The organism is Waltera sp. (genome assembly GCF_046969025.1).
GTDB lineage: Bacteria > Bacillota > Clostridia > Lachnospirales > Lachnospiraceae > Acetatifactor > Acetatifactor acetigignens.
Window position 1 is genome coordinate 1 of record NZ_JBKVQF010000013.1, and the last position, 19,034, is coordinate 19,034.

General features: G+C 47.7%; 17 protein-coding genes. 3 read left to right on the forward strand and 14 right to left on the reverse strand.

Annotated elements, in window-relative coordinates:
* Both ACLTOH_RS08630 and srtB read right to left on the reverse strand, forming a co-directional pair.
* Window positions 1–1,015: collagen-binding domain-containing protein (locus ACLTOH_RS08630; RefSeq protein WP_412223936.1), on the reverse strand; the 1,015-nt coding region annotated here is incomplete at its 3' end.
* Window positions 1,016–1,172: 157 nt separating this feature from the next.
* Window positions 1,173–1,940 carry a class B sortase gene (gene srtB, locus ACLTOH_RS08635; protein WP_412195774.1) on the reverse strand — a complete coding sequence of 256 codons (768 nt, stop codon included), beginning with the start codon at window positions 1,938–1,940 and terminating at the stop codon, window positions 1,173–1,175.
* A gap of 144 nt (window positions 1,941–2,084) precedes the next feature.
* Between srtB and ACLTOH_RS08640 the strand changes: the two genes are divergently transcribed.
* On the forward strand, window positions 2,085–5,378 hold the full coding sequence (locus ACLTOH_RS08640; RefSeq protein ID WP_412223937.1) for a phospholipid carrier-dependent glycosyltransferase: 3,294 nt from the start codon (window positions 2,085–2,087) through the stop codon (window positions 5,376–5,378).
* 304 nt (window positions 5,379–5,682) lie between these two features.
* On the opposite strand, the gene ACLTOH_RS08645 is transcribed toward ACLTOH_RS08640, so the two are convergent.
* The 7 genes from ACLTOH_RS08645 to ACLTOH_RS08675 all read right to left on the reverse strand — a co-directional run bounded on the left by ACLTOH_RS08645 (window position 5,683) and on the right by ACLTOH_RS08675 (window position 12,517).
* On the reverse strand, window positions 5,683–7,608 hold the full coding sequence (locus tag ACLTOH_RS08645) for an ABC transporter ATP-binding protein (protein WP_118668669.1): 1,926 nt from the start codon (window positions 7,606–7,608) through the stop codon (window positions 5,683–5,685).
* Window positions 7,608–9,362: an ABC transporter ATP-binding protein gene (locus ACLTOH_RS08650; RefSeq protein WP_118539349.1), complete on the reverse strand. Its 1,755-nt coding sequence runs from the start codon at window positions 9,360–9,362 to the stop codon at window positions 7,608–7,610. The genes ACLTOH_RS08645 and ACLTOH_RS08650 overlap by 1 nt, the downstream gene beginning before the upstream one ends.
* A gap of 77 nt (window positions 9,363–9,439) precedes the next feature.
* Complete coding sequence (locus ACLTOH_RS08655) at window positions 9,440–9,943, reverse strand: MarR family winged helix-turn-helix transcriptional regulator (RefSeq protein ID WP_118539347.1); 504 nt, start codon at window positions 9,941–9,943, stop codon at window positions 9,440–9,442.
* A gap of 279 nt (window positions 9,944–10,222) precedes the next feature.
* Window positions 10,223–11,284, reverse strand: a complete 1,062-nt coding sequence (locus ACLTOH_RS08660) for an iron-containing alcohol dehydrogenase family protein (protein ID WP_262593767.1) — start codon at window positions 11,282–11,284, stop codon at window positions 10,223–10,225.
* A gap of 92 nt (window positions 11,285–11,376) precedes the next feature.
* A complete protein-coding gene (locus ACLTOH_RS08665) occupies window positions 11,377–11,859 on the reverse strand; it encodes a SpoVA/SpoVAEb family sporulation membrane protein (RefSeq protein ID WP_262593768.1) in 483 nt (160 codons plus the stop codon).
* Window positions 11,860–11,970: 111 nt separating this feature from the next.
* On the reverse strand, window positions 11,971–12,192 hold the full coding sequence (locus ACLTOH_RS08670) for a hypothetical protein (RefSeq protein ID WP_262593770.1): 222 nt from the start codon (window positions 12,190–12,192) through the stop codon (window positions 11,971–11,973).
* Window positions 12,164–12,517 carry a hypothetical protein gene (locus tag ACLTOH_RS08675; protein ID WP_262593771.1) on the reverse strand — a complete coding sequence of 118 codons (354 nt, stop codon included), beginning with the start codon at window positions 12,515–12,517 and terminating at the stop codon, window positions 12,164–12,166. The genes ACLTOH_RS08670 and ACLTOH_RS08675 overlap by 29 nt, the downstream gene beginning before the upstream one ends.
* A 161-nt stretch (window positions 12,518–12,678) precedes the next feature.
* On the opposite strand from ACLTOH_RS08675, the gene ACLTOH_RS08680 reads away from it, so the two are divergent.
* On the forward strand, window positions 12,679–14,814 hold the full coding sequence (locus ACLTOH_RS08680) for a clostripain-related cysteine peptidase (protein ID WP_191835470.1): 2,136 nt from the start codon (window positions 12,679–12,681) through the stop codon (window positions 14,812–14,814).
* Between the two features lie 7 nt (window positions 14,815–14,821).
* Here ACLTOH_RS08680 and ACLTOH_RS08685 read toward each other — a convergent pair whose 3' ends face one another.
* Together ACLTOH_RS08685 and ACLTOH_RS08690 are read right to left on the reverse strand one after the other, a co-directional pair.
* The gene (locus ACLTOH_RS08685; protein WP_118504425.1) at window positions 14,822–15,448 is read right to left on the reverse strand and encodes a stage V sporulation protein AA; all 627 of its coding nucleotides are present in this window, start codon (window positions 15,446–15,448) and stop codon (window positions 14,822–14,824) included.
* A gap of 99 nt (window positions 15,449–15,547) precedes the next feature.
* Window positions 15,548–16,033, reverse strand: a complete 486-nt coding sequence (locus tag ACLTOH_RS08690) for a stage V sporulation protein AB (RefSeq protein ID WP_022313040.1) — start codon at window positions 16,031–16,033, stop codon at window positions 15,548–15,550.
* Window positions 16,034–16,265: 232 nt separating this feature from the next.
* Between ACLTOH_RS08690 and ACLTOH_RS08695 the strand changes: the two genes are divergently transcribed.
* On the forward strand, window positions 16,266–16,784 hold the full coding sequence (locus ACLTOH_RS08695) for an acyl-CoA thioesterase (RefSeq protein ID WP_022313041.1): 519 nt from the start codon (window positions 16,266–16,268) through the stop codon (window positions 16,782–16,784).
* Here ACLTOH_RS08695 and ACLTOH_RS08700 read toward each other — a convergent pair.
* The 3 genes from ACLTOH_RS08700 to ACLTOH_RS08710 all read right to left on the reverse strand — a co-directional run bounded on the left by ACLTOH_RS08700 (window position 16,781) and on the right by ACLTOH_RS08710 (window position 18,243).
* Entirely contained in the window at window positions 16,781–16,954 is a 174-nt protein-coding gene (locus tag ACLTOH_RS08700) for a hypothetical protein (protein WP_182427106.1), read from the reverse strand. The genes ACLTOH_RS08695 and ACLTOH_RS08700 overlap by 4 nt on opposite strands.
* A complete protein-coding gene (locus tag ACLTOH_RS08705; protein WP_262593772.1) occupies window positions 16,951–17,310 on the reverse strand; it encodes a hypothetical protein in 360 nt (119 codons plus the stop codon). The genes ACLTOH_RS08700 and ACLTOH_RS08705 overlap by 4 nt, the downstream gene beginning before the upstream one ends.
* Window positions 17,311–17,544: 234 nt before the next feature.
* Entirely contained in the window at window positions 17,545–18,243 is a 699-nt protein-coding gene (locus ACLTOH_RS08710; protein WP_022313042.1) for a metallophosphoesterase, read from the reverse strand.
* Window positions 18,244–19,034: the final 791 nt, after the last annotated feature.

Consider the following 19,034-nt stretch of genomic DNA (forward strand, 5'->3'; position numbering starts at 1 on the left):
CGGTTACTACCGGCGTAGGCGTAGGCTCCTCGGTTACTACCGGCGTAGGCGTAGGTTCCTCGGTTACCACCGGTACCGTCGGCGTAGGCGTAGGTTCCGGCTCATCCGGTTCGCACGGACAGTGAATCTCTCCACCCTGCTTATACTTATCCGCTATGATGCCTCCGACAACAGTTCCGCCATTATAGACAGTTGCATTCGGAGCCAGAATATATCCGAAAATAGAATTTACATTAACTTCTGTTGCATTGCCAAAGTTCCAAATAATTCTGTCTGCCCACAGCTGATGTTCCAATGCTTGCTTTTTTGCACCATGCGCATTCATCCAGCCGGTAATATTCACAGTACCGGAATCACTTACATTTACCACAACTGTTTTTCCATAAAAAGCAGCACCGGTGATCTTTTTATCATACTCTTCTATTCCAGAATTCAACTCAGCACTTGTCACATTCAACACCAGCCGTGTATCGCTGTCTTCATTCGCCATAGCATATAAATCTTTGCTTTTCTGTACCATATTACCTGCCAGGACATTGCTGATCTCAGATGCAATATCCGTATCCCATACCTCGCAGTTCTTCAGAAGATTTCCAGTATATAATTTATTTTCACCAGCTATAACATTATAACCCTGTCCAGTCACTTCCCGCTCAACAGAGTTCTGGGTTCCGTCAGAATTAGTAAGGGGAATCACCAGCTCCTTTTCATCTGTTCTGCCTGAAGCTGTATATTTAAGAATCTGATTGGGAGCAGAAAGATCTCCCAGATAAGATCTTCCCCCATAGCTTACCATAGAAACCTTTAATTCTTTAATTGCGGCATTTCCCTCAATATGGTCCAGATTTGAGGATACAAATTCATTTGTATATAATACAAATGAAAATGGATCATTTAAATCTGCACCTGCTGCCTGCAAAGTAATCCCTTCGTTCCCTGCAACAGAACCTATAACCAGTGCTGTCACCAGAACCTTTACCACTTTTTCCCTTACATACCTGCTCAATCTGCTCATCTGATTTCTCCCTCAATGAAACTGCGTGTTTCAACGTCTTTAAACGTTTTCGTTCCTCTTTACAATCATTAAGACTGGCGCTATTTCAAAAAAGGTTCAGATTTTTATTATATTTTTGATCTTTTCAGTATCATTTGCTATTTTTGTAACATAAGCCTTAGTATACAGCCGTTTCTGTCAGGACTCCATGGATCAGAGCCCGCCTTTTTGTACCGGATGAGCCGTAGCAGGTAGATAGGGATACGATATTTCCCCTGTCACTTAAGTCTGCATCTGAAGCATACAGGGAATGTTCCGTGGCCCACTGCACATAATCATCATAGGAGGCATCTGAGGTAAACGTGGCAAAACGGTCACTGGTACTCTTTGTTTCATAATAGGAAAAAATCTCATAAATGTAGACTTTATCTTCCGTGTATATATAGAAGTAAGGATTCTCCTCGCAGCTTGCCGTCCCCTTCAGCAAATTTTTAAAAGCCCCAAACATGCTCTCATCCCGCATATTATGTCCGAATACAAAGGTATTCCTGTCTGACCAGTCTGCTGAAGCCCCACAGTCCATGAAAATGCATCCAGCATTCACACTCTCCCCCTCGAAGGAATGCTTCAGATAATAGTCATTGTCCTCCCCCTGTACCACCGGATAACTGATGTCCAATACCGGGAAATAGAGCCATCCACGAAAATCCTGGTTGGTCCTGATAAGTTCGGCAAAGTCGATCTGCAGCTCCGGATAATTTTTCTCCGCAATCTCTTCCTGTGTTTCCCCCGCCGCAGGCTCTGCCACCACCTCCTGGCGGATGGCATCGTATTCATTTTTTGCTCTCTGCTCTGACAGATAAGAATGCAGACTCATTCCTCCGGTCACCAGTACCGCTGCCGCCAGCACTGCTGTGATCGCATTTTCCGCTTTTTTATTTTTCATGCCAGTTTCCCCTTCCTGCAAGAATCGTTATAATTTGTTAATGATTATACCTTATTTTTCCGCATTCGTCTTTACGAAAGAGTCATTTTTTGATATTTTTAAGGTATGATTTTAAATAAGAAACTATTGGGGGAATAAAATCTTATGATACATCTTTTTGCACTGCTTTCACTGCTTTTGTGCGGTGTCTGCTATACAGGCTTTCAGAACAGTTCTCATTTCCGCAATACCGGCAGCCGGCGTTCTCTTCTGTTGCTTGTATTTGGAGGTGCCCTGCTTCTGCGCCTGCTCCTTGCATACACCACCCACGGCTTCAGTAATGATATCGCCTGTTTTGCAGCCTGGGCTGACCGGATTTTCACTTTAGGGCCAGGGCAGTTCTATTCTGCCGAGATGTTTACGGACTATCCGCCAGGTTTCATGTATGTATTGTATCTGATCGGAGCGTTACGATCTCTGCTGCAGATTCCTTATTATTCCGATCTGCATATTTTACTGTTAAAATTACCCGCAATTCTCTGTGATATTGCCTGTGGGTTTCTACTCTACAGAGAGGCGGTAAAGCGGCTGCATTTTTCCGATCTGCAGGGAATCTTTGCTGCCTCTGCGTATCTGTTCCAGCCGGCGGTCATTCTGAATTCTTCCTGCTGGGGACAGGTGGATTCCGTATACACGCTGATGATCATCCTTATGTGCCTGTTCCTCATGAAGGGAAACCTGCTTCCTGCTTATGCTGTCTACGGACTGGGTGTCCTGTTAAAGCCACAGATGCTGATCTTCACGCCGGTACTGCTGGCAGGGATCTGGGACCATGTGTTCTTACAGGATTTTTCCTGGCGGAAATTCTTCTATAATTTGTGCGGTGGTCTGGTTGTCATCTGCGGGATGCTCCTTCTGTGCGCTCCTTTCGGATTAACCGCTGCAATCTCACAATATACTTCAACGTTGGGATCCTATGAATATGCAGCCATCAATGCCTACAATTTCTGGGGACTATTAGGAATGAACTGGGTCGACCAGAACACGATTTTCCTCTTCCTGCCCTGTAAGACCTGGGGCACTATCGTGATCCTGCTGATCGTACTCTTTACCTTCCTTATTGCAGCCCGCTGCCGGAAAGAGCCTTCAAGATATTTCTGTCTCGGTGCCTTTATCATCCTGACGATGTTCCTGTTCTCCGTCCGTATGCATGAGCGTTATATGTATCCCGGTCTGGCCCTGTTGCTTTTCTGCTGCCTGTACCGGCCCTCTACACCTCTCTGGAAATGCTTCAGTGGATTTGCAGTGCTGCATTTTTACAACACCGCCAATGTGCTGTACCATTACGATCCGCAGAATTATGACCGCAAGGCTCCCATCATTCTGCTGGTATCTGCCGGAATGTTGTGCTGCCTGTATTATTTCTATAAGATCATCTGGAAATATTATGTTCACGGTGAAGCAGGAGCTGCCACCGATGCAAAGCCGCAGCCCACGATAGGCCGTAGAGCTTCCGGGCATACTGCTTCCACAAGATCTGCCGCAGGACTCGGACAAAGACTTCGAGAATATTTTCTCTCTCCCCTGGAGCCCATTCCTTCCGAAGAGAGAATCCGTTTCACGAAACCGGATCTGTGCCTGTTGCTGGCAATCGGTATTCTGTACAGTTGCTTTGCCCTCTATGATCTGGGAGACCGCAAAGCTCCGACAACAACTTACGATATGTCGGGAGAATTACAGGCCATCGAGCTGGAATTCCCCGAAGATGCGCTGCCTGTGACTATGGCCAGTTATCTGGCTCCCTGGCACCAGCGACATTTTGGGATGGATGTCAAAAGTAATGCCGAAGACTCCTGGACTTATCTCGGTGAGATCATTTTAAACAATGTCTTCACCTGGCAGGATGTCTCCCTGCAGGATCTGCTGACACAGGCCACAGAAAACAGTACTTCTGATATGTCTGCCACAACCAGATATCTGCGTCTGTCATTGACGGATAATGATGCCTCTCTGATTGAACTGGTCTTCCTGGACGCGAATGGCAACATCACACGCCCGTTGAACGCAGATGCCTACCCTACACTGTTTGACGAAAGCGATCTGTACCCGGAACGCTATTCCTTCCGCAACAGCATGTATTTCGATGAAATCTATCACGCACGCACGGCTTACGAGTTCCTTCACGGCCTGCCGACCTACGAAAATACCCACCCGCCTCTGGGCAAGATCTTCATCGCCCTGGGTGTTGCCATCTTTGGAATGAATCCTTTCGGCTGGCGTATCATGGGTACTCTGTTCGGCATTGCCATGCTGCCGTTTATCTACCTGCTGGGGAAAAAAATGACAAGGAATACTCCTGCGGCAGCTCTGGCCTGCTTCCTGTTTGCCTTTGATTTTATGCATTTTACGCAGACAAGGATTGCCACCATCGATGTTTATATCACATTCTTTGTGATTGCAATGTACTATTTTATGTACTACTATTGTTCTATGAGTTTTTACGATACACCGTTGTATAAGACCTTTGTGCCTCTGGGCTTATGCGGCATCTGCATGGGACTGGGAATTGCCAGCAAATGGACCGGTATCTATGCGGGCTGTGGACTGGCACTGCTGTTTTTTGCGCATCTGCTGCGACGCTACCGGGAATACCTCTATGCCAAAGCCCATCCCGGAAAAAGCACCAACGGCATGGAGCATCAGCAGATTGTAAAGAAATTCCCGGATTATACGGTAAAGACGATCGACTTCTGCCTGACCTTTTTCGTGCTGGTTCCGGCAGTGATCTATCTGTTGTCCTACCTGCCATTTGTAGACAATTCCCATCCGGGACTTTTTGACCGTATGCTGACCAACCAGACTTCCATGTTCAACTATCACAGCGGCCTGGAGGCAACGCATCCTTATTCCTCTTCCTGGTATCAGTGGCCCACTATGGTCCGCCCGATCTGGTACTATTCCGGATATCTGACCGATGCAGTCAAAGAGGGAATCAGTGCTTTCGGCAATCCTCTGGTGTGGTGGGGCGGCATTCCGGCATTTTTGTATGTGCTGTATCTGCTTGTCACCCACAGCAGTTTCCTGCGTGCCCTGACAGGCAAAGCTACCGCTTCCTCTGCGACAACTCCCCTGTCCCGCAGAGAATATCATGCTGCCGCATTTCTGGTGGTTGGCTACCTGGCGCAATATCTGCCCTGGTTCTTCGTCACCAGAATCACCTTCATCTACCACTATTTCCCCAGCACACCGTTTGTGGTACTGATGATCGTGTACAGCCTGATGCAACTGAAAAAGCGGGTATCCAACCGCACTTTTGCAGTCATCTGCTGTGCCTATGCCGTGCTGGCCTTCGGTCTGTTCCTGCTGTTCTATCCGGTACTTTCGGGTCAGCCGGTGGATGTGGATTTTGTAGTAAAATACTTACGCTGGCGGGATACCTGGGTGTTGATCTCGGGTTAAGTCATTTTTATAATATCTTACTTTAGGAGGTTTTTATGTAGTCAGAACACACCTTATAAATACTATTTACTGAGCGCTTTTATCATACTTACAATGTTCACTTTCTCCGTTCGTATGCATGAGCGATACATTTTCCCAGGAATTGTTTTACTGGTCTTTCTGCTGATTTATTTTTACTATATAATAGGTAAATATTGTCTCGTTCATTCTTTTCCTGAAAAATCATAAGAAAATGTAAAAATTATTTCATACAAAAAACAGTGCCAACCCAGGCACTGTTTTTGGGTATAGCATATCTATTCACTTACCCCTCAGCGATCGCATTACCGGTATACAACTGATAATATCTGCCCTTCTGGGCGATGAGTTCATCGTGGTTGCCGCGCTCGATGATGCGGCCCTGTTCCAGAACCATGATGCAGTCACTATTCTTGACAGTGGACAGTCTGTGGGCAATGACAAAGGTGGTTCTGCCCTTCATCAGTTTATCCATGCCGTCCTGTACAATTTTCTCAGTACGGGTATCGATGGAGCTGGTAGCCTCATCCAGGATCAGCACCGGCGGATCCGCTACTGCGGCTCTGGCAATGGACAGAAGCTGTCTCTGACCCTGGCTTAAGTTCGCACCGTCACCGGTGAGGACTGTGTTGTAACCATCCGGAAGCTGACGGATAAAGGTATCCGCGTTAGCCAGTTTTGCTGCGGCAATGACTTCCTCGTCTGTAGCATCCAGCTTACCGAAACGAATATTGTCCATAACGGTAGCGGTGAACAAATGGGTATCCTGCAATACGATACCCAGAGACTTCCGCAGATCCGCTTTTTTGATCTTGTTGATATTGATGCCGTCGTAACGGATCTTACCATCCTGAATATCATAAAAACGGTTGATCAGGTTCGTGATTGTGGTCTTGCCGGCACCGGTGGAGCCTACAAATGCAATCTTCTGACCGGGCTTTGCATACATCTCGATGTTATGCAGCACGATCTTGTCATCATTGTAGCCGAAGTCCACATCATCGAATACTACTTCACCCTGTAATTCAATATAATCTACGGAACCATCTGCCTGATGCACATGCTTCCATGCCCACATACCGGTTCTCTCGGTACACTCCACGATCTTGCCGCTTACCTTCTTGGCACGGACGATGGTCACATATCCCTCGTCGGTCTCTACCGGCTCATCCAGCAGATCGAAGACTCTCTTGGCACCAGCCTGTGCCATAACGATACTGTTCAGCTGCTGGCTGACCTGGCTGATAGGCATGTTGAAGCTCTTGTTAAAAGTTAAGAAGCTGGCAAGCTTACCCAGCGTCAGTCCTGCGAAACCACCCAGCGCCATGGCACCACCGACGATGGCACATACCACATAGCTTAAGTTACCCAGCTGGGCATTGATGGGTCCCATCAGGTTTGCGAACTTATTCGCATTGTATGCGCTGTCGCACAGTTCATCATTCAGAGCCTTGAACTCCTCCAGACTCTTATCTTCATGGCAGAATACCTTGACTACCTTCTGGCCTTCCATCATTTCCTCAATGTAACCGTTGACTTTACCGATATTCTTCTGCTGCTTTACGAAATATTTTCCGCTTAAGCCCGCTACCTTACCAGTGACGAACATCATCAGTGCCACCATGATCAGACTGACTGCTGTCAGAGGCACACTTAATACCAGCATACTTCCCAGGGTACCGACTACGGTGATGAAGCTGGAAAATACCTGCGGGATACTCTGGCTGATCATCTGACGTAAAGTATCAATATCATTGGTGTAAATGGACATGATATCGCCGTGGGAATGGGTATCAAAATACTTGATCGGCAGCTTTTCCATGTGTTCGAACAGATCATCACGGAGATTCTTCAGTGTTCCCTGAGTTATGGTTACCATGATACGGTTGTAAGCATAAGTGGCCGCCACACCGACCAGATAAAAACCAGCCACACGGACAATTTCCCGGAACAGATTGCCAAAGTCAGGAGTCTTCTGTCCGATCATGGGCATGATATAGTCATCGATCAGTCTCTGCATGAACAGAGTACCCTGAATGCTTGCCACAACGCTCAGTACAATACAGACCAACACAAAGATAAAGTGAATGCCGTAATTTTTAAAGATATACGCCATCAGTCGTTTAAATACTTTTCCCGGATTCTCAATACGTGTACCGCCCTGCATTCTTCTGCCGGGTCCACGCATTCCGCCGCCCATAGGTCCTGGCATTATGACTCACCTCCATTCTCATCAAAGTCGCCGCCACCCGTCTGGGTCTGGGCTTCATATACTTCCTTATAGATCTCATTAGTACGAAGCAGTTCTTCGTGAGGTGCAAATGCATCGATCTTACCGTTATCCATAACGATGATACGATCTGCATCCTGAATACTGGAGATACGCTGTGCAATGATGATTTTCGTCGTACCGGGGATCTCCGTGGCAAATGCCTTACGGATCTTCGCATCGGTAGCGGTATCCACGGCACTGGTAGAGTCATCCAGAATCAGTACCTTCGGCTTTTTCAGCAGTGCTCTGGCAATACACAGTCTCTGCTTCTGTCCGCCGGATACGTTACTTCCGCCCTGTTCAATATAGGTATTGTATTTCTCTGGCATCTTCTCAATGAATTCATCGGCGCAGGCCAGACGACAGGCACGGATGCATTCCTCTTCAGTAGCATTCTCATCGCCCCAACGGAGATTCTCTAAGATGGTACCGGAGAACAGCACGTTCTTCTGTAATACTACGGATACTTCGTTACGCAGAGTCTCCAGATCATAGCTTCTGACATCCTTACCGCCGACATAGACCGTACCCTCATTTACATCATACAGACGGCTGATGAGGTTCACCAGACTGGTCTTGGAACTACCGGTACCACCCAGAATACCGATGGTCTCTCCGGCTTTGATCTCAAAGTTCAAATCATCCAGTACCGGCTTCTCACTCTGTTTGTTATAGCGGAAGGTCACATGATCAAAACGGATACTACCGTCTGTCACATCGTAGTCAGGTTGTTCGGGGTTGGTGATGTCCGCCTTTTCATTTAATACTTCCGCGATACGCTTTCCGCTGGCAGCGCTCATGGTCATCATAACGAAGATCATGGCTAACATCATCAGGTTCATCAGAATCGTCATACAATAGGTCAGCAGGCTCATCAGTTCACCGGTAGTCAACTGGCTGGCAACGATCATGTGAGCGCCAAGCCAGCTGATTCCAAGGATACAGCCGTATACGGTAAACTGCATTACCGGCCATACATAAGTCATGGTACATTCTGCTTTTTTGAACATCTTGTAGATGTTGTAGCTGGCCTTATGGAACTTGTCGATCTCATAGTCCTCACGCACATAAGCCTTTACCACACGCTGTGCGGCTACGTTCTCCTGTACGCTGGCATTTAAATCATCGTATTTCTTGAATACTTCACTGAAATACTTGGACACTGCTCTCATAATAAAAATGATAACGATTCCAAGGAACACTACCGCCACCAGATAAATACTTGCCACTCTTGCATTAATCAGGAACGCCATCAGCATAGCACAGATCAGGCTGACCGGTGCGCGGAAGCACATACGTAAGAGCATCTGGTAAGCGTTCTGGATATTGGTAACATCCGTGGTCATACGGGTGACCAGTCCTGCCGTGGAGAACTTATCAATGTTGGAGAAAGAGAAGGTCTGAATGTTCTCATACATGGCCTCTCTTAAATTTCTGGCAAAACCGGTGGATGCTTTCGCACCGTATTTACCACCCATGACACCGGCGAACAATCCGACAATAGCTGCCAGGATCATGTAACAACCGATGGCAAAAATATGTTTCATATCTCCCGCCTGCACACCGTCATCAATGATGGATGCCATCAGGAGCGGAATCACCATTTCCATGGCTACTTCCAGGATCATGAAAATAGGAGTTACAAGAGATGCACTCTTATATTCCTTGATCTGTTTTGCTAATGTTTTGATCATAGCTGGTTTCCTTTCTTGTATTTTTCTATCCTATAATAAATGTTTTGTAACCTCTCTGTTATGCATGACTGCCAGCATCACTCGTTCCGGCATGGCCCGTTACAACGTCCGGTCCGCCTGCTGTCCTGCCCCAGATTCTGCATCATCTTATCTAAAATAGTTAAGAATGTCTGCTTCTCTTCTTCGGTAATACCGTTCTCCAGCTCTCGATTGAAATCCCGGATCTGCTCTTCGATCAGATTGTGATGCTCGATCGCTTTCTCCGTCAACAGGATCCTTTTCAGTCGGGCATCCTCCGTGGATGCCACCCGGACGATATAGCCCTTCTGTTCCAGATTTTGGAGCATTACCGTTGCCGTGGATCTGCGGATTCGGAATTCCTTCTCCACATCCTTCTGATATACATCGCCGTTCCGGCTCTTGTGATACAGATATCCCAACAGCGGCCCCTGCATTCCGTTGATTTCATTTCCTTCCATCTGAGCAAAGATCGCATCGATCTTCCGGCGGATCATGTTGTTGGCGGCCTTGATCTCAAATCCAAGCTGACGGTTCGTCAGTACACTTGTCTCTTCGTTCATCCTGCCTCCTTATCTCCTATGCCTCTAATGCGGTGTTCGTCAAATCCTCATGCCAGCATGGGATTTTCCTCTCTACTCGCGCAAACTATGAGAAACACGCTTCGCGAGTTTCTCAAGTTATCGCGGCAGTCGCCAAGGTCTCGTGCAAGCACGGACTTTGGCTCGTTGCTCGCGTAAATAAAAATGTTAGATAGCTAACCATTTTTGTTAGCCATCTAACATTATAACGCAATCTTTTATGTTTGCAAGAAAAAAAGTATAAACTCTTTATAAACTCCGTCAATCCTCCAGTACCCGGTTCAGAACTTCATCTTCCAGCACCAGTTTCTTTGCTGCTTCGCGGTATTTTTCCTCGTGGAGATAGGTATGGCGGTGGGGTTTGATGGTGGGAGCCATGTCGATGGCTTTGAGGAAATCGGCCTTCTTCATATGTAAGGTTGCCACGTAATCCCAGAATCCGGTATCTTTAAGTACCGTGCTGACACGGATGTAACGGTGATCCTGTACCTTTGCCATGATATAGGTGGCAATACCTACCTGGATGCCATGAAGCTGCGGCACTTCCAGGATCTTATCCAATGCATGGGAAATCAGGTGCTCACTTCCGCTGGTAGGGGCACTGCTGCCGGCAATCTCGTTGGCAATACCGCTCATGGCCAAAGAATCCAGCAGTTCTTTTAGGAACAGCTCGTCCTTGATGCTCTCATAAGGGGTACGAACGAAGCTGTTCACCGCTTTCTTTGCGATCATCACTGCAAAATCATTCACCTCACCGCAGCCGGCCTTTTCTTCGAAAATCCAGTCATAGAGTGCCGTGATCTTGGAAATCATATCTCCGATGCCGGAGTAAATGAACTTCTCCGGAGCGGTACGGATCACCTGGGTATCCACGATAATGCCATAAGCCAGTCTGGCAGGGACAGAAGTTCGCTTTCCCTGCACCAGAAGGGATGCGCTGGCACTGGAAAAGCCGTCGCTTGAACTGGAAGTCGGCACACTGATAAAAGGAAGGTTCCGCAGAAATGCCGCATATTTTCCGGCATCGATGACCTTGCCTCCACCGATAGAGATCACCGCCTTTGCCTTGTTGGGAATAGCGAAAGCCAGCGTAATGATATCGTCAATATCCACCGTATCCAATTCATTGTATTCCAGAACATTCACGTCCGCTTCCTTCAGTGAATTCATGACCAGCTCTCCGAACATATCGATCAGTCCGTTACCGAAAAATAACACTACCTGATCCAGACCTTCCGTTTTTAAATAACTACCGATCTTACCTAATGCCCCGTTTCCGATCTTCAGGATGGACGGGATCGCCATCTCTTTTCCTATCTGCATGGTAATCTCTCCTTTAACATTTCATAAAAAAACTTTGCCCGAAACCGCGTCCGGACAAAGTCATTTTACACTGTTTTCTATTTCAGTTCAACTTACAATTGGATCCCGAACATCTGCAGCACCCAGCAGATCAGTCCCAATGCCCAGCTGGCGAAAATTCCGTACAGGATCACAGGTCCTGCAATGGTGAATATCTTGCAGCCGATACCGAATACCTGTCCTTCTTTCTGGTATTCCACCGCCGGGGCTGTCACGGAATTGGCAAAGCCGGTGATGGGTACTAAGGCTCCTGCACCTCCCCATTTGACGATCTTGGGATAAATATGCAGTGCCGTGAGTACCACCGATGCAAACACCAGGATCAGGGAACACCAGCTGCCTGCCGTCTGGGGATCCATTCCCAGCACATTGCCGGTATAGTTCAGGATTCCCTGCCCAATACAGCAGATGATCCCACCGGTCAGAAACGCTTTTCCCATCTGTGCCCACAGATTGTGGGTGGGGGTCACCGATTTGACATACTGTTCGTATTCCTGCTTCTGCTGATTGCCCTGTTTTGTTTCTTCCTGTTTCATAGATGTACCATGCCTTTCCGCCGCCCGGCCGCTTGCACGGCAGGCAGACTCTGTGACTGCTCTCTCTGATAACAGAATGTCCTTTTTCACTCTTTTTATGTATGCTTCTATTTACAAATTTTCTTTTAACACAGTTTTCTTCCATAAAAACAGACTTCTCAGCAGCTCCGCGATCTCTGCCACGGCGGTATCCATATCATTTCCGGTATCCGTGATCTGTTCCGCATCCATAAGATTATGATCTTCTGCCAATGTCTTGTGCACCATATCCGGTGTCGCCACCATCTGCTGCAATTTCACCGCGTCATAATAATACCCCGGTGTCACATCCACCGGAAGCCATCCAATACCGTCGAAATAGACCTCCGCCCAGCAGGATCCTGCGGCCGCGGAACGCGTTATCCGCATTCTGTTCCCGATTCTCTGTTGTCGTTTTCTCTTCGATACTGCCTTCCTCTGCCAGAGGCAGCTGCAAAAACACGGTGAAATCCGAGCCCTTATCTTTCAGACTCTCTACGACGGTTTCTCCGCCCATGAGCTGTACCAGCTGATCCGTGATGGCCATACCGATTCCGGTGTCATGTACCCGGATCATGAGGTTCACACCGTTTTCCTGTAAAAAAGTCTTTTCTTCTTTCCTGTGGTTCTGACTGTCCACCGGATTCCGGCTCCCCATCTTTTTCCGAAAAAAAAGAACCAGAATTTTGTTTTTTCTTTGGTATTTTTTCAGATTGTAAGCAATTACACTGTTTGACGCTCTCTTTTTTTCATGCGATAATGGGCGATGAGTATAAATTTTATTTCATGAGGGAGATTATTATGAAAAAAAGAACAAGGAAAAAGTTACGGGCCCTTTGGGGTCTGCTGCTGGTCCCCGTGGTTCTGACCGGGTGCCGCATCCGTACCACGCCTATGGGCGTATTTGCACAGATCCTGGAGTATGCCGGACAAAACAATTCGCAGGCATCCTCGTCTCACGGTCATGGTACTTACCATACCGAATCACAGCCGTCTTCCACCCCTATTCCCCAGATGGATTACGACTCGCTGGATGCTATCGGTGAGGTCCAGACCATCATGGTCTATCTGGTAGGCTCAGATCTGGAATCCGATTACGGTAATGCCAGTCTGGATCTGGACGAGATGGAAACGGCCGGAGTGGACACAGCGCACAATAATATTCTGGTCTATGCCGGTGGTGCATCCGAATGGCAGGACCGCGGCCTGTCCAGTGACGAATGCACCGTCCTGCTGTTGACCGACACCGGTTTCGTCCCCGTGGATACCTATCCGGCGGAAAACATGGGGGATCCCCTGACTTTGAGCAGCTTTTTAAATTACGGTTTTGATTTCTTCCCGGCAGATTCCTACAGCCTGATCCTCTGGGATCACGGCGGCGGACCAGTGCTGGGCTACGGTGTAGATGAGAATTTCCGTGACCTTCTGACGCTGGATGAACTGTCCGAGGCGCTGGAAGATTCCGTGGGTGCACACATGACAAAACTGGAATGGATCGGCTTTGATGCCTGCCTGATGAGTTCCCTGGAAGTGGCTTCCGTGCTGGCTCCCTACGCCAACTATATGATTGCCTCCCAGGAGACCGAACCCGGTTGGGGCTGGAATTACGATTTCCTGTCAGAGCTGTCCGATGAGGTGATCCCGGGCGATGTCATGGGGGAATATATCGTGGATTCCTACATGGATTACGGGGAATACGTCTTCAACATCTATCCGAATCTGTATTCCGACCTGACGCTCTCCTGCGTCGATCTGAGCGCCTATGCTGAAGCCGAAGAAGCTCTGAACGATTATTTTGCGGAACTGGACACTTCTCTGGATGTGCAGAATTACCCCAGACTGGTGCGTAACCGTGCACGGGTGAGAGACTTCGGTACTTACTCCTCCGATATGAATTACGGCATGGTGGATGTCCTGCATCTGTTAGAACTGGTGGGGAATGATTCTGAAGCCGCACAGGCTGCCACAGAGGCCGTAGAAAACTGTATCGTCTATTCCGACACCAACATGGACAATGCCGGAGGAATCTCTATCTGCTATCCTTACCAGACGGATACGGATTACCGGGATGCCTGCATTGAAATGTTATATTATCTGGACTTTGCTCCCAATTACACCCGTTTTCTGGAAGACTTTTACGCCATTGAAAACGGTGACACCCTGCTGGCAGATCGAGAGATCTCCAATGCGGAGACTTCCGTCACCACCCAGAACGACGGTGCTTACGATGAATCCGACATTACCGTGCAGCTGACCCCCGAACAGCAGGCGAACTTTGCCTCCGGCGGCTACTACATCCTCTGCAAAGCCAGGGACGAAGGCTATATTACCGCGGAGGAAGACGAACGTGCCGATGATATGTATCTCTTCATTCAGGGAAGTACCCGTGTGACTCTGGATGAAAATGGTTTCTTACATGCTGCTTACAAAAATAACGCTGTCTACATGCAGGATCAGGACGGTCTCTCCGATATTCCCATGATCCTGACAGAGACCGATATCAGCGACACAGAGAATCGTTATCTGGCACATGCGGTGCTGATGAATTATACTGACAACTGGGAATCCCAGACGGCGAAAGTACAGATCGTCGTCAGCGACGAATATCCCGATGGTATCATCCGTAGTGCGATTCCTCTGGATCATGACGATGCGGAATTGCAGAGTGCCAGCAAGCAGTTGATCCATCTGGATGACTATGAGACTATGTCCTTAGTGGCAAGATGCAGCTACGTGACCCGGGATGATAACGGTAATCTGTTGAACTTCTTCGACTGGGAAAAATCCGGCTGGATGATGGGCTTCGATGTGGATCTGACCGGCGATTATCATACCGTGGTACAGCCGCTGGATCACCCGGAAAATTACGTATGCATCTTCTTCATGAAGGATTCCCAGGGGAATACCTCTTATTCCGAAATGATTCCACTAAAATAAGGGAAGGTCAGCTTTCCAGCTCTTTTCCTTCTCTTCCTGCTTGTTCGATCAGGGTCTTATCCACGTCGGTCTCGTAGTTTTTGATGGAGACTTCGACGGGGGTAGGATCCTTGGTCAGGCGCCTGCCACCGACATGATTGAAGAAAACGATAATGCCAGCTGCCAGCCCAAGAGAATAGAATACTTCCAACGTATTCAAGCCTCCGGGTTCAGCACCCATGGCCATCCGGTACACTTCCGTGAAAACCTCATTGATTCCCACATCATTATGGTAAGCCATAATCGTATAGGCTGTACCGAAAAAGCTGATCAGGCACACAAAAGCAGCCTTGATCCACTGCTGCCAGCCTTTGTGTCTGTTCACACAGATCCATTCCACCAGCACATCTGTCTCTCCAACCACCTGCACATCGATCTCCGGACAGATTTCTTCCATAAGACTTACCAGTTTCAGACAACTGATCACACATCGTTTTTCGCCGTCCTTGGGAAAATGATAAATTTTGATGGCTTTTAGTTTTGCCTGCAATACCGGATCCTGACAGCGAATCTCTGCCACATCTTTCAGGAAAACATCCTGTGCCTGCACCTCCGCACTTCTGTCACATTTCAGATAAACCGTCTGCTGCTTCATATACCCTGTCCCTTCCTGCCGTTTCTGCTCTGCATAGACATATTTTCCCAGATTGTCCATATCATTTGTGTGCTTGCTCCCCCGGAAGAATTTCCTTGCTTATTGCACGGTCCGATGCAGTTCTGTGGCAAAATAAAACAGTGACCCGCAGATCTTTCCCGCTGCCATCCCCAGAATGGCCCCGCCCAGCCCGTGGCGGAAAGAGATTCTTCTGGCAAAAATAGGAATACTGTCCAGCATCTCAGCAATGGCCAGCGCCAGACAGCCGATGAACATTCCGGCAAACAGCCCGAAAACCGCCTGTGCTCCAATGCCCGCTGCCGTCCACAGCCTCATCTGTTCCGGGAAGTGTTCCCGCAGATAATTTCCCCACTGACTGTACTCTGGGAAAATCGTAACAAAACATCCCGCCAGCGTCCCGAAAATGACCATTTCCTCATAGAGAAGTACATAACGTGCGGTATGGGTCTTGCCTGCGAACCGGGGGATCAGCCCCACCGCCACCAGCACTGTAAACACTCCGGCTGCCGACAGCAGGCCGTAACTGGCCCCGGTTACTATGAGCAATAATTGTCTGATCAGCATCTCCGTTCCCCTTTCGCAAAGTTCTGCTCCCGGCAGTTATCAAAGGATCTGCAAATGATCTTTTTCTGCACACAATAGAATATCCCAAAACCGAAAATCATATACGGATGGCACTTTTTTCCAAAATGTGCTATACTATCTTTATATATGTGCAGACGCTGCCCCACTTACTGTTTGCGCCGTTTTGAGTGAAGAATTTTAGATTTCAAAATATATGTGAGGTTTTACAACTATGAATACAGCAGATACGACTGAAAATACAGAAAAAAAGACGAGTGCACTTCCCGCGAAAAAAGTCTCCGATTCCGAGACACATCAGCTGCATGTGGTCATTCATCCGGATATCAACGGTTTCGGGCGCCTGTTCGGCGGAAGACTATTAGAGTGGATCGACGAAGTAGCCGGTGCCACCGCCAGACGTCACTGCGGCAGAGACGCCACCACCGTAGCCATCGATAACCTGTATTTTAAATCCGGCGCTTATCTGAATGATATTATTGTGCTGATCGGCAAGGTCACCCATGTGGGACACACTTCCATGGAAGTCCGCGTGGACACCTACCGCGAAGAACAGGATGGTACCAGACACCCTATCAACCGGGCTTATTTTGTCATGGTAGCTATGGGAGACAATGGAAAACCCACCCCGGTTCCCGGCCTCATCTTAGAGAACGACGGGGAACGCATGGAGTGGGATAATGCCATTAAGAGAAGAGAGTTACGATTAGTTCGTAAGAAGGAAGGATTCTAAATCCGATTCTCGTCGCATCCGCAGATCGGAGAACTCAGAAATCTTCGATCTCCCGGATAATGGATCAGCGGTTCGATCACATTATGGTAATTTTCCCGATACAGGTCATCTCTGATCCAGAAGATTTTTCCGTAATCCTCGTGTATCTGAAAAGAGATAAACTTTTTCATGATTCTTCCTTTTCATTCTCTGAAAGCACGATCACCAACCGCTTTGGCGGCAATGTATCCGCATCGGGATTATCCTCCATACCGATTCCATATACGGGCCTGTCATCGTATTTCTCCGGTATGTCATCTCTGTACTTATACATTTCACCGGACCAGTTGTCTCTGTCCACTACAGAAAAATATCCGAATATCTGTAAATAAGGTTTCAAATCCCGAAACAAAAGCTTTCCTTCCGTACTCCGGGCAATATCTCGGGGTTTCTGATACAATACGATCTCCACCCGGTCGATCCGGTAAGGAACACGTCTTCCGTTTTCTTCTGTGAAAAATCTTTCTTTAAAGATTCTTTCCAGCAAAAGTTCTCTGCATCTTTCCAGTATCCCTTCCCACGAAACTCCGGATACAGCACCGGAGATATCTTACAGGTATTTTCTTTGACTTCCAACGCAACATAACCGGGAATCAGCCTCTTATGTTTACTTCCCTCAAGGAACCGCTCTTTTTCATCCTCTTCTTCCAACTGTGTCAGTTCTACCTTAAGATCCTCCCTGTAGAAATAATTCCTGTACATAAATATCCTCGTCCCGTTTTCAGGCGTAAAATCGCTCTTTTGTCTCCAGACAGAGACAGGCAAGTCTTCCACCGGCAAAGCCACATCCGCAATCTAAGAGATATACGTTATGTCTGTCGTTGCACCAGATGGAATTGCCCGGCTCGTCCAGATATCTTCTGTCCTTCTTCCACACAATGCTGTCCGTGGGCGTATGACCGCACATGGAGATATATCCATCGATACCTTCAAAGAAAAAGCAGTCAATATCCATCGTCCCCCGCATGTAATATCGGTCCTCTTCCCGGACATCCGGATGGGAAGTCATGGCATGGGCAAACAGATATTTCTTTCCCTCCAGCTCCAGTTCCTTCTGTAGCGGCAGTCCCTTGATCAGATCAGCAATGTTCCGCATGTCTACTTCGGTAATACGCTGTCGCAGCAGTTCAAAACTGTTGTAACCATAGGGAGCTAATTTGTGCCGTTTTTTCTCCGGAGTATTAAAGTACTCATAAGTATAATTTGCCAGCCAGTCATCGTGGTTGCCTCGTATCCAGGAGCACTTTCCCTGCAAGCCGGCAAGGGCACAATATACTCCGAAGGGGTCCGCAGTTTCTCCACCCCGGTCAAACACATCACCAAGGACGATCAGTTCATCATCCCTTGTGATATTGATCTGCTTTAGGATCTGTTTCAGTTTCTTCAGGTCGTTATGTATGTCGCCGATAACATAATGCATATCCTTCCTCCTTTTCTCATTTCCTTCGGTAGCACTTCTGATATCTGTCGAGCTTTCTGGAAGCGGGATCGCTCCTTGCTTCTGTTCCCCTTCGCCTCATATACCGGCGTATGCTTATAGCTTCTGCTCATTCAGACTCCTTAATATACTTTGTCCCATATAGTTTCTGCCTCACCCGCAAACCCAGTGTGCTCTCTGCTTCTCATCCTGCACCTCTTCCATCTCCGGAAAATCTGCCTCCAGATACAGGGGATTCGGAAAAACTGATATTCAAAGCGATCCTTTCTCTGGGAATCCACCCGCTCCTCTTCCTCCGCAGGAATCTCGCAAGAATCCCATGTCAGACATTCTCCACCGGCTTTATGCATGCTGTTCCCACTGCTTATTCCTATGCATTCCTCCCTGCCGGGAAGTTCTGGCTGTAATAGTCCTCAAATTTCACCTGAAATACAATTCTGGACCGCATACCGAGATTTCTGTCAAGGAACCCCTGCATAGGTTCCGGGTACCCGGCAAATATCACAATGACATCCTCTCTGTGGTTTTCCATTTCCCGAAGCAATGTCGTAATAGCGATCTCGCCTTGCAGAGAATATGCTTCATCAATGAATAATACGCCTCCTTTTGCTACTTCCCGGATTTCCTCCGAATATCATATGCATCATAGATGCCTGATAATGCTTTCCTCCCCGTCTCTTCCTCTCTTTCTCCACAACATCTATGGCAATATTTTTGTAAATAAGTGGTAGTATATTTAGAAAATAAAATGATTTTTGGATATGGGGATATGG

Coding starts and splice junctions, on each gene's coding strand:
- srtB (WP_412195774.1), bottom strand. CDS start 1,940: ATGAAAAATAAAAAAGCGGAAAATGCGATCACAGCAGTGCTGGCGGCA.
- ACLTOH_RS08640 (WP_412223937.1), top strand. CDS start 2,085: ATGATACATCTTTTTGCACTGCTTTCACTGCTTTTGTGCGGTGTCTGC.
- ACLTOH_RS08645 (WP_118668669.1), bottom strand. CDS start 7,608: ATGCCAGGACCTATGGGCGGCGGAATGCGTGGACCCGGCAGAAGAATG.
- ACLTOH_RS08650 (WP_118539349.1), bottom strand. CDS start 9,362: ATGATCAAAACATTAGCAAAACAGATCAAGGAATATAAGAGTGCATCT.
- ACLTOH_RS08655 (WP_118539347.1), bottom strand. CDS start 9,943: ATGAACGAAGAGACAAGTGTACTGACGAACCGTCAGCTTGGATTTGAG.
- ACLTOH_RS08660 (WP_262593767.1), bottom strand. CDS start 11,284: ATGCAGATAGGAAAAGAGATGGCGATCCCGTCCATCCTGAAGATCGGA.
- ACLTOH_RS08665 (WP_262593768.1), bottom strand. CDS start 11,859: ATGAAACAGGAAGAAACAAAACAGGGCAATCAGCAGAAGCAGGAATAC.
- ACLTOH_RS08680 (WP_191835470.1), top strand. CDS start 12,679: ATGAAAAAAAGAACAAGGAAAAAGTTACGGGCCCTTTGGGGTCTGCTG.
- ACLTOH_RS08685 (WP_118504425.1), bottom strand. CDS start 15,448: ATGAAGCAGCAGACGGTTTATCTGAAATGTGACAGAAGTGCGGAGGTG.
- ACLTOH_RS08690 (WP_022313040.1), bottom strand. CDS start 16,033: ATGCTGATCAGACAATTATTGCTCATAGTAACCGGGGCCAGTTACGGC.
- ACLTOH_RS08695 (WP_022313041.1), top strand. CDS start 16,266: ATGAATACAGCAGATACGACTGAAAATACAGAAAAAAAGACGAGTGCA.
- ACLTOH_RS08700 (WP_182427106.1), bottom strand. CDS start 16,954: ATGAAAAAGTTTATCTCTTTTCAGATACACGAGGATTACGGAAAAATC.
- ACLTOH_RS08710 (WP_022313042.1), bottom strand. CDS start 18,243: ATGCATTATGTTATCGGCGACATACATAACGACCTGAAGAAACTGAAA.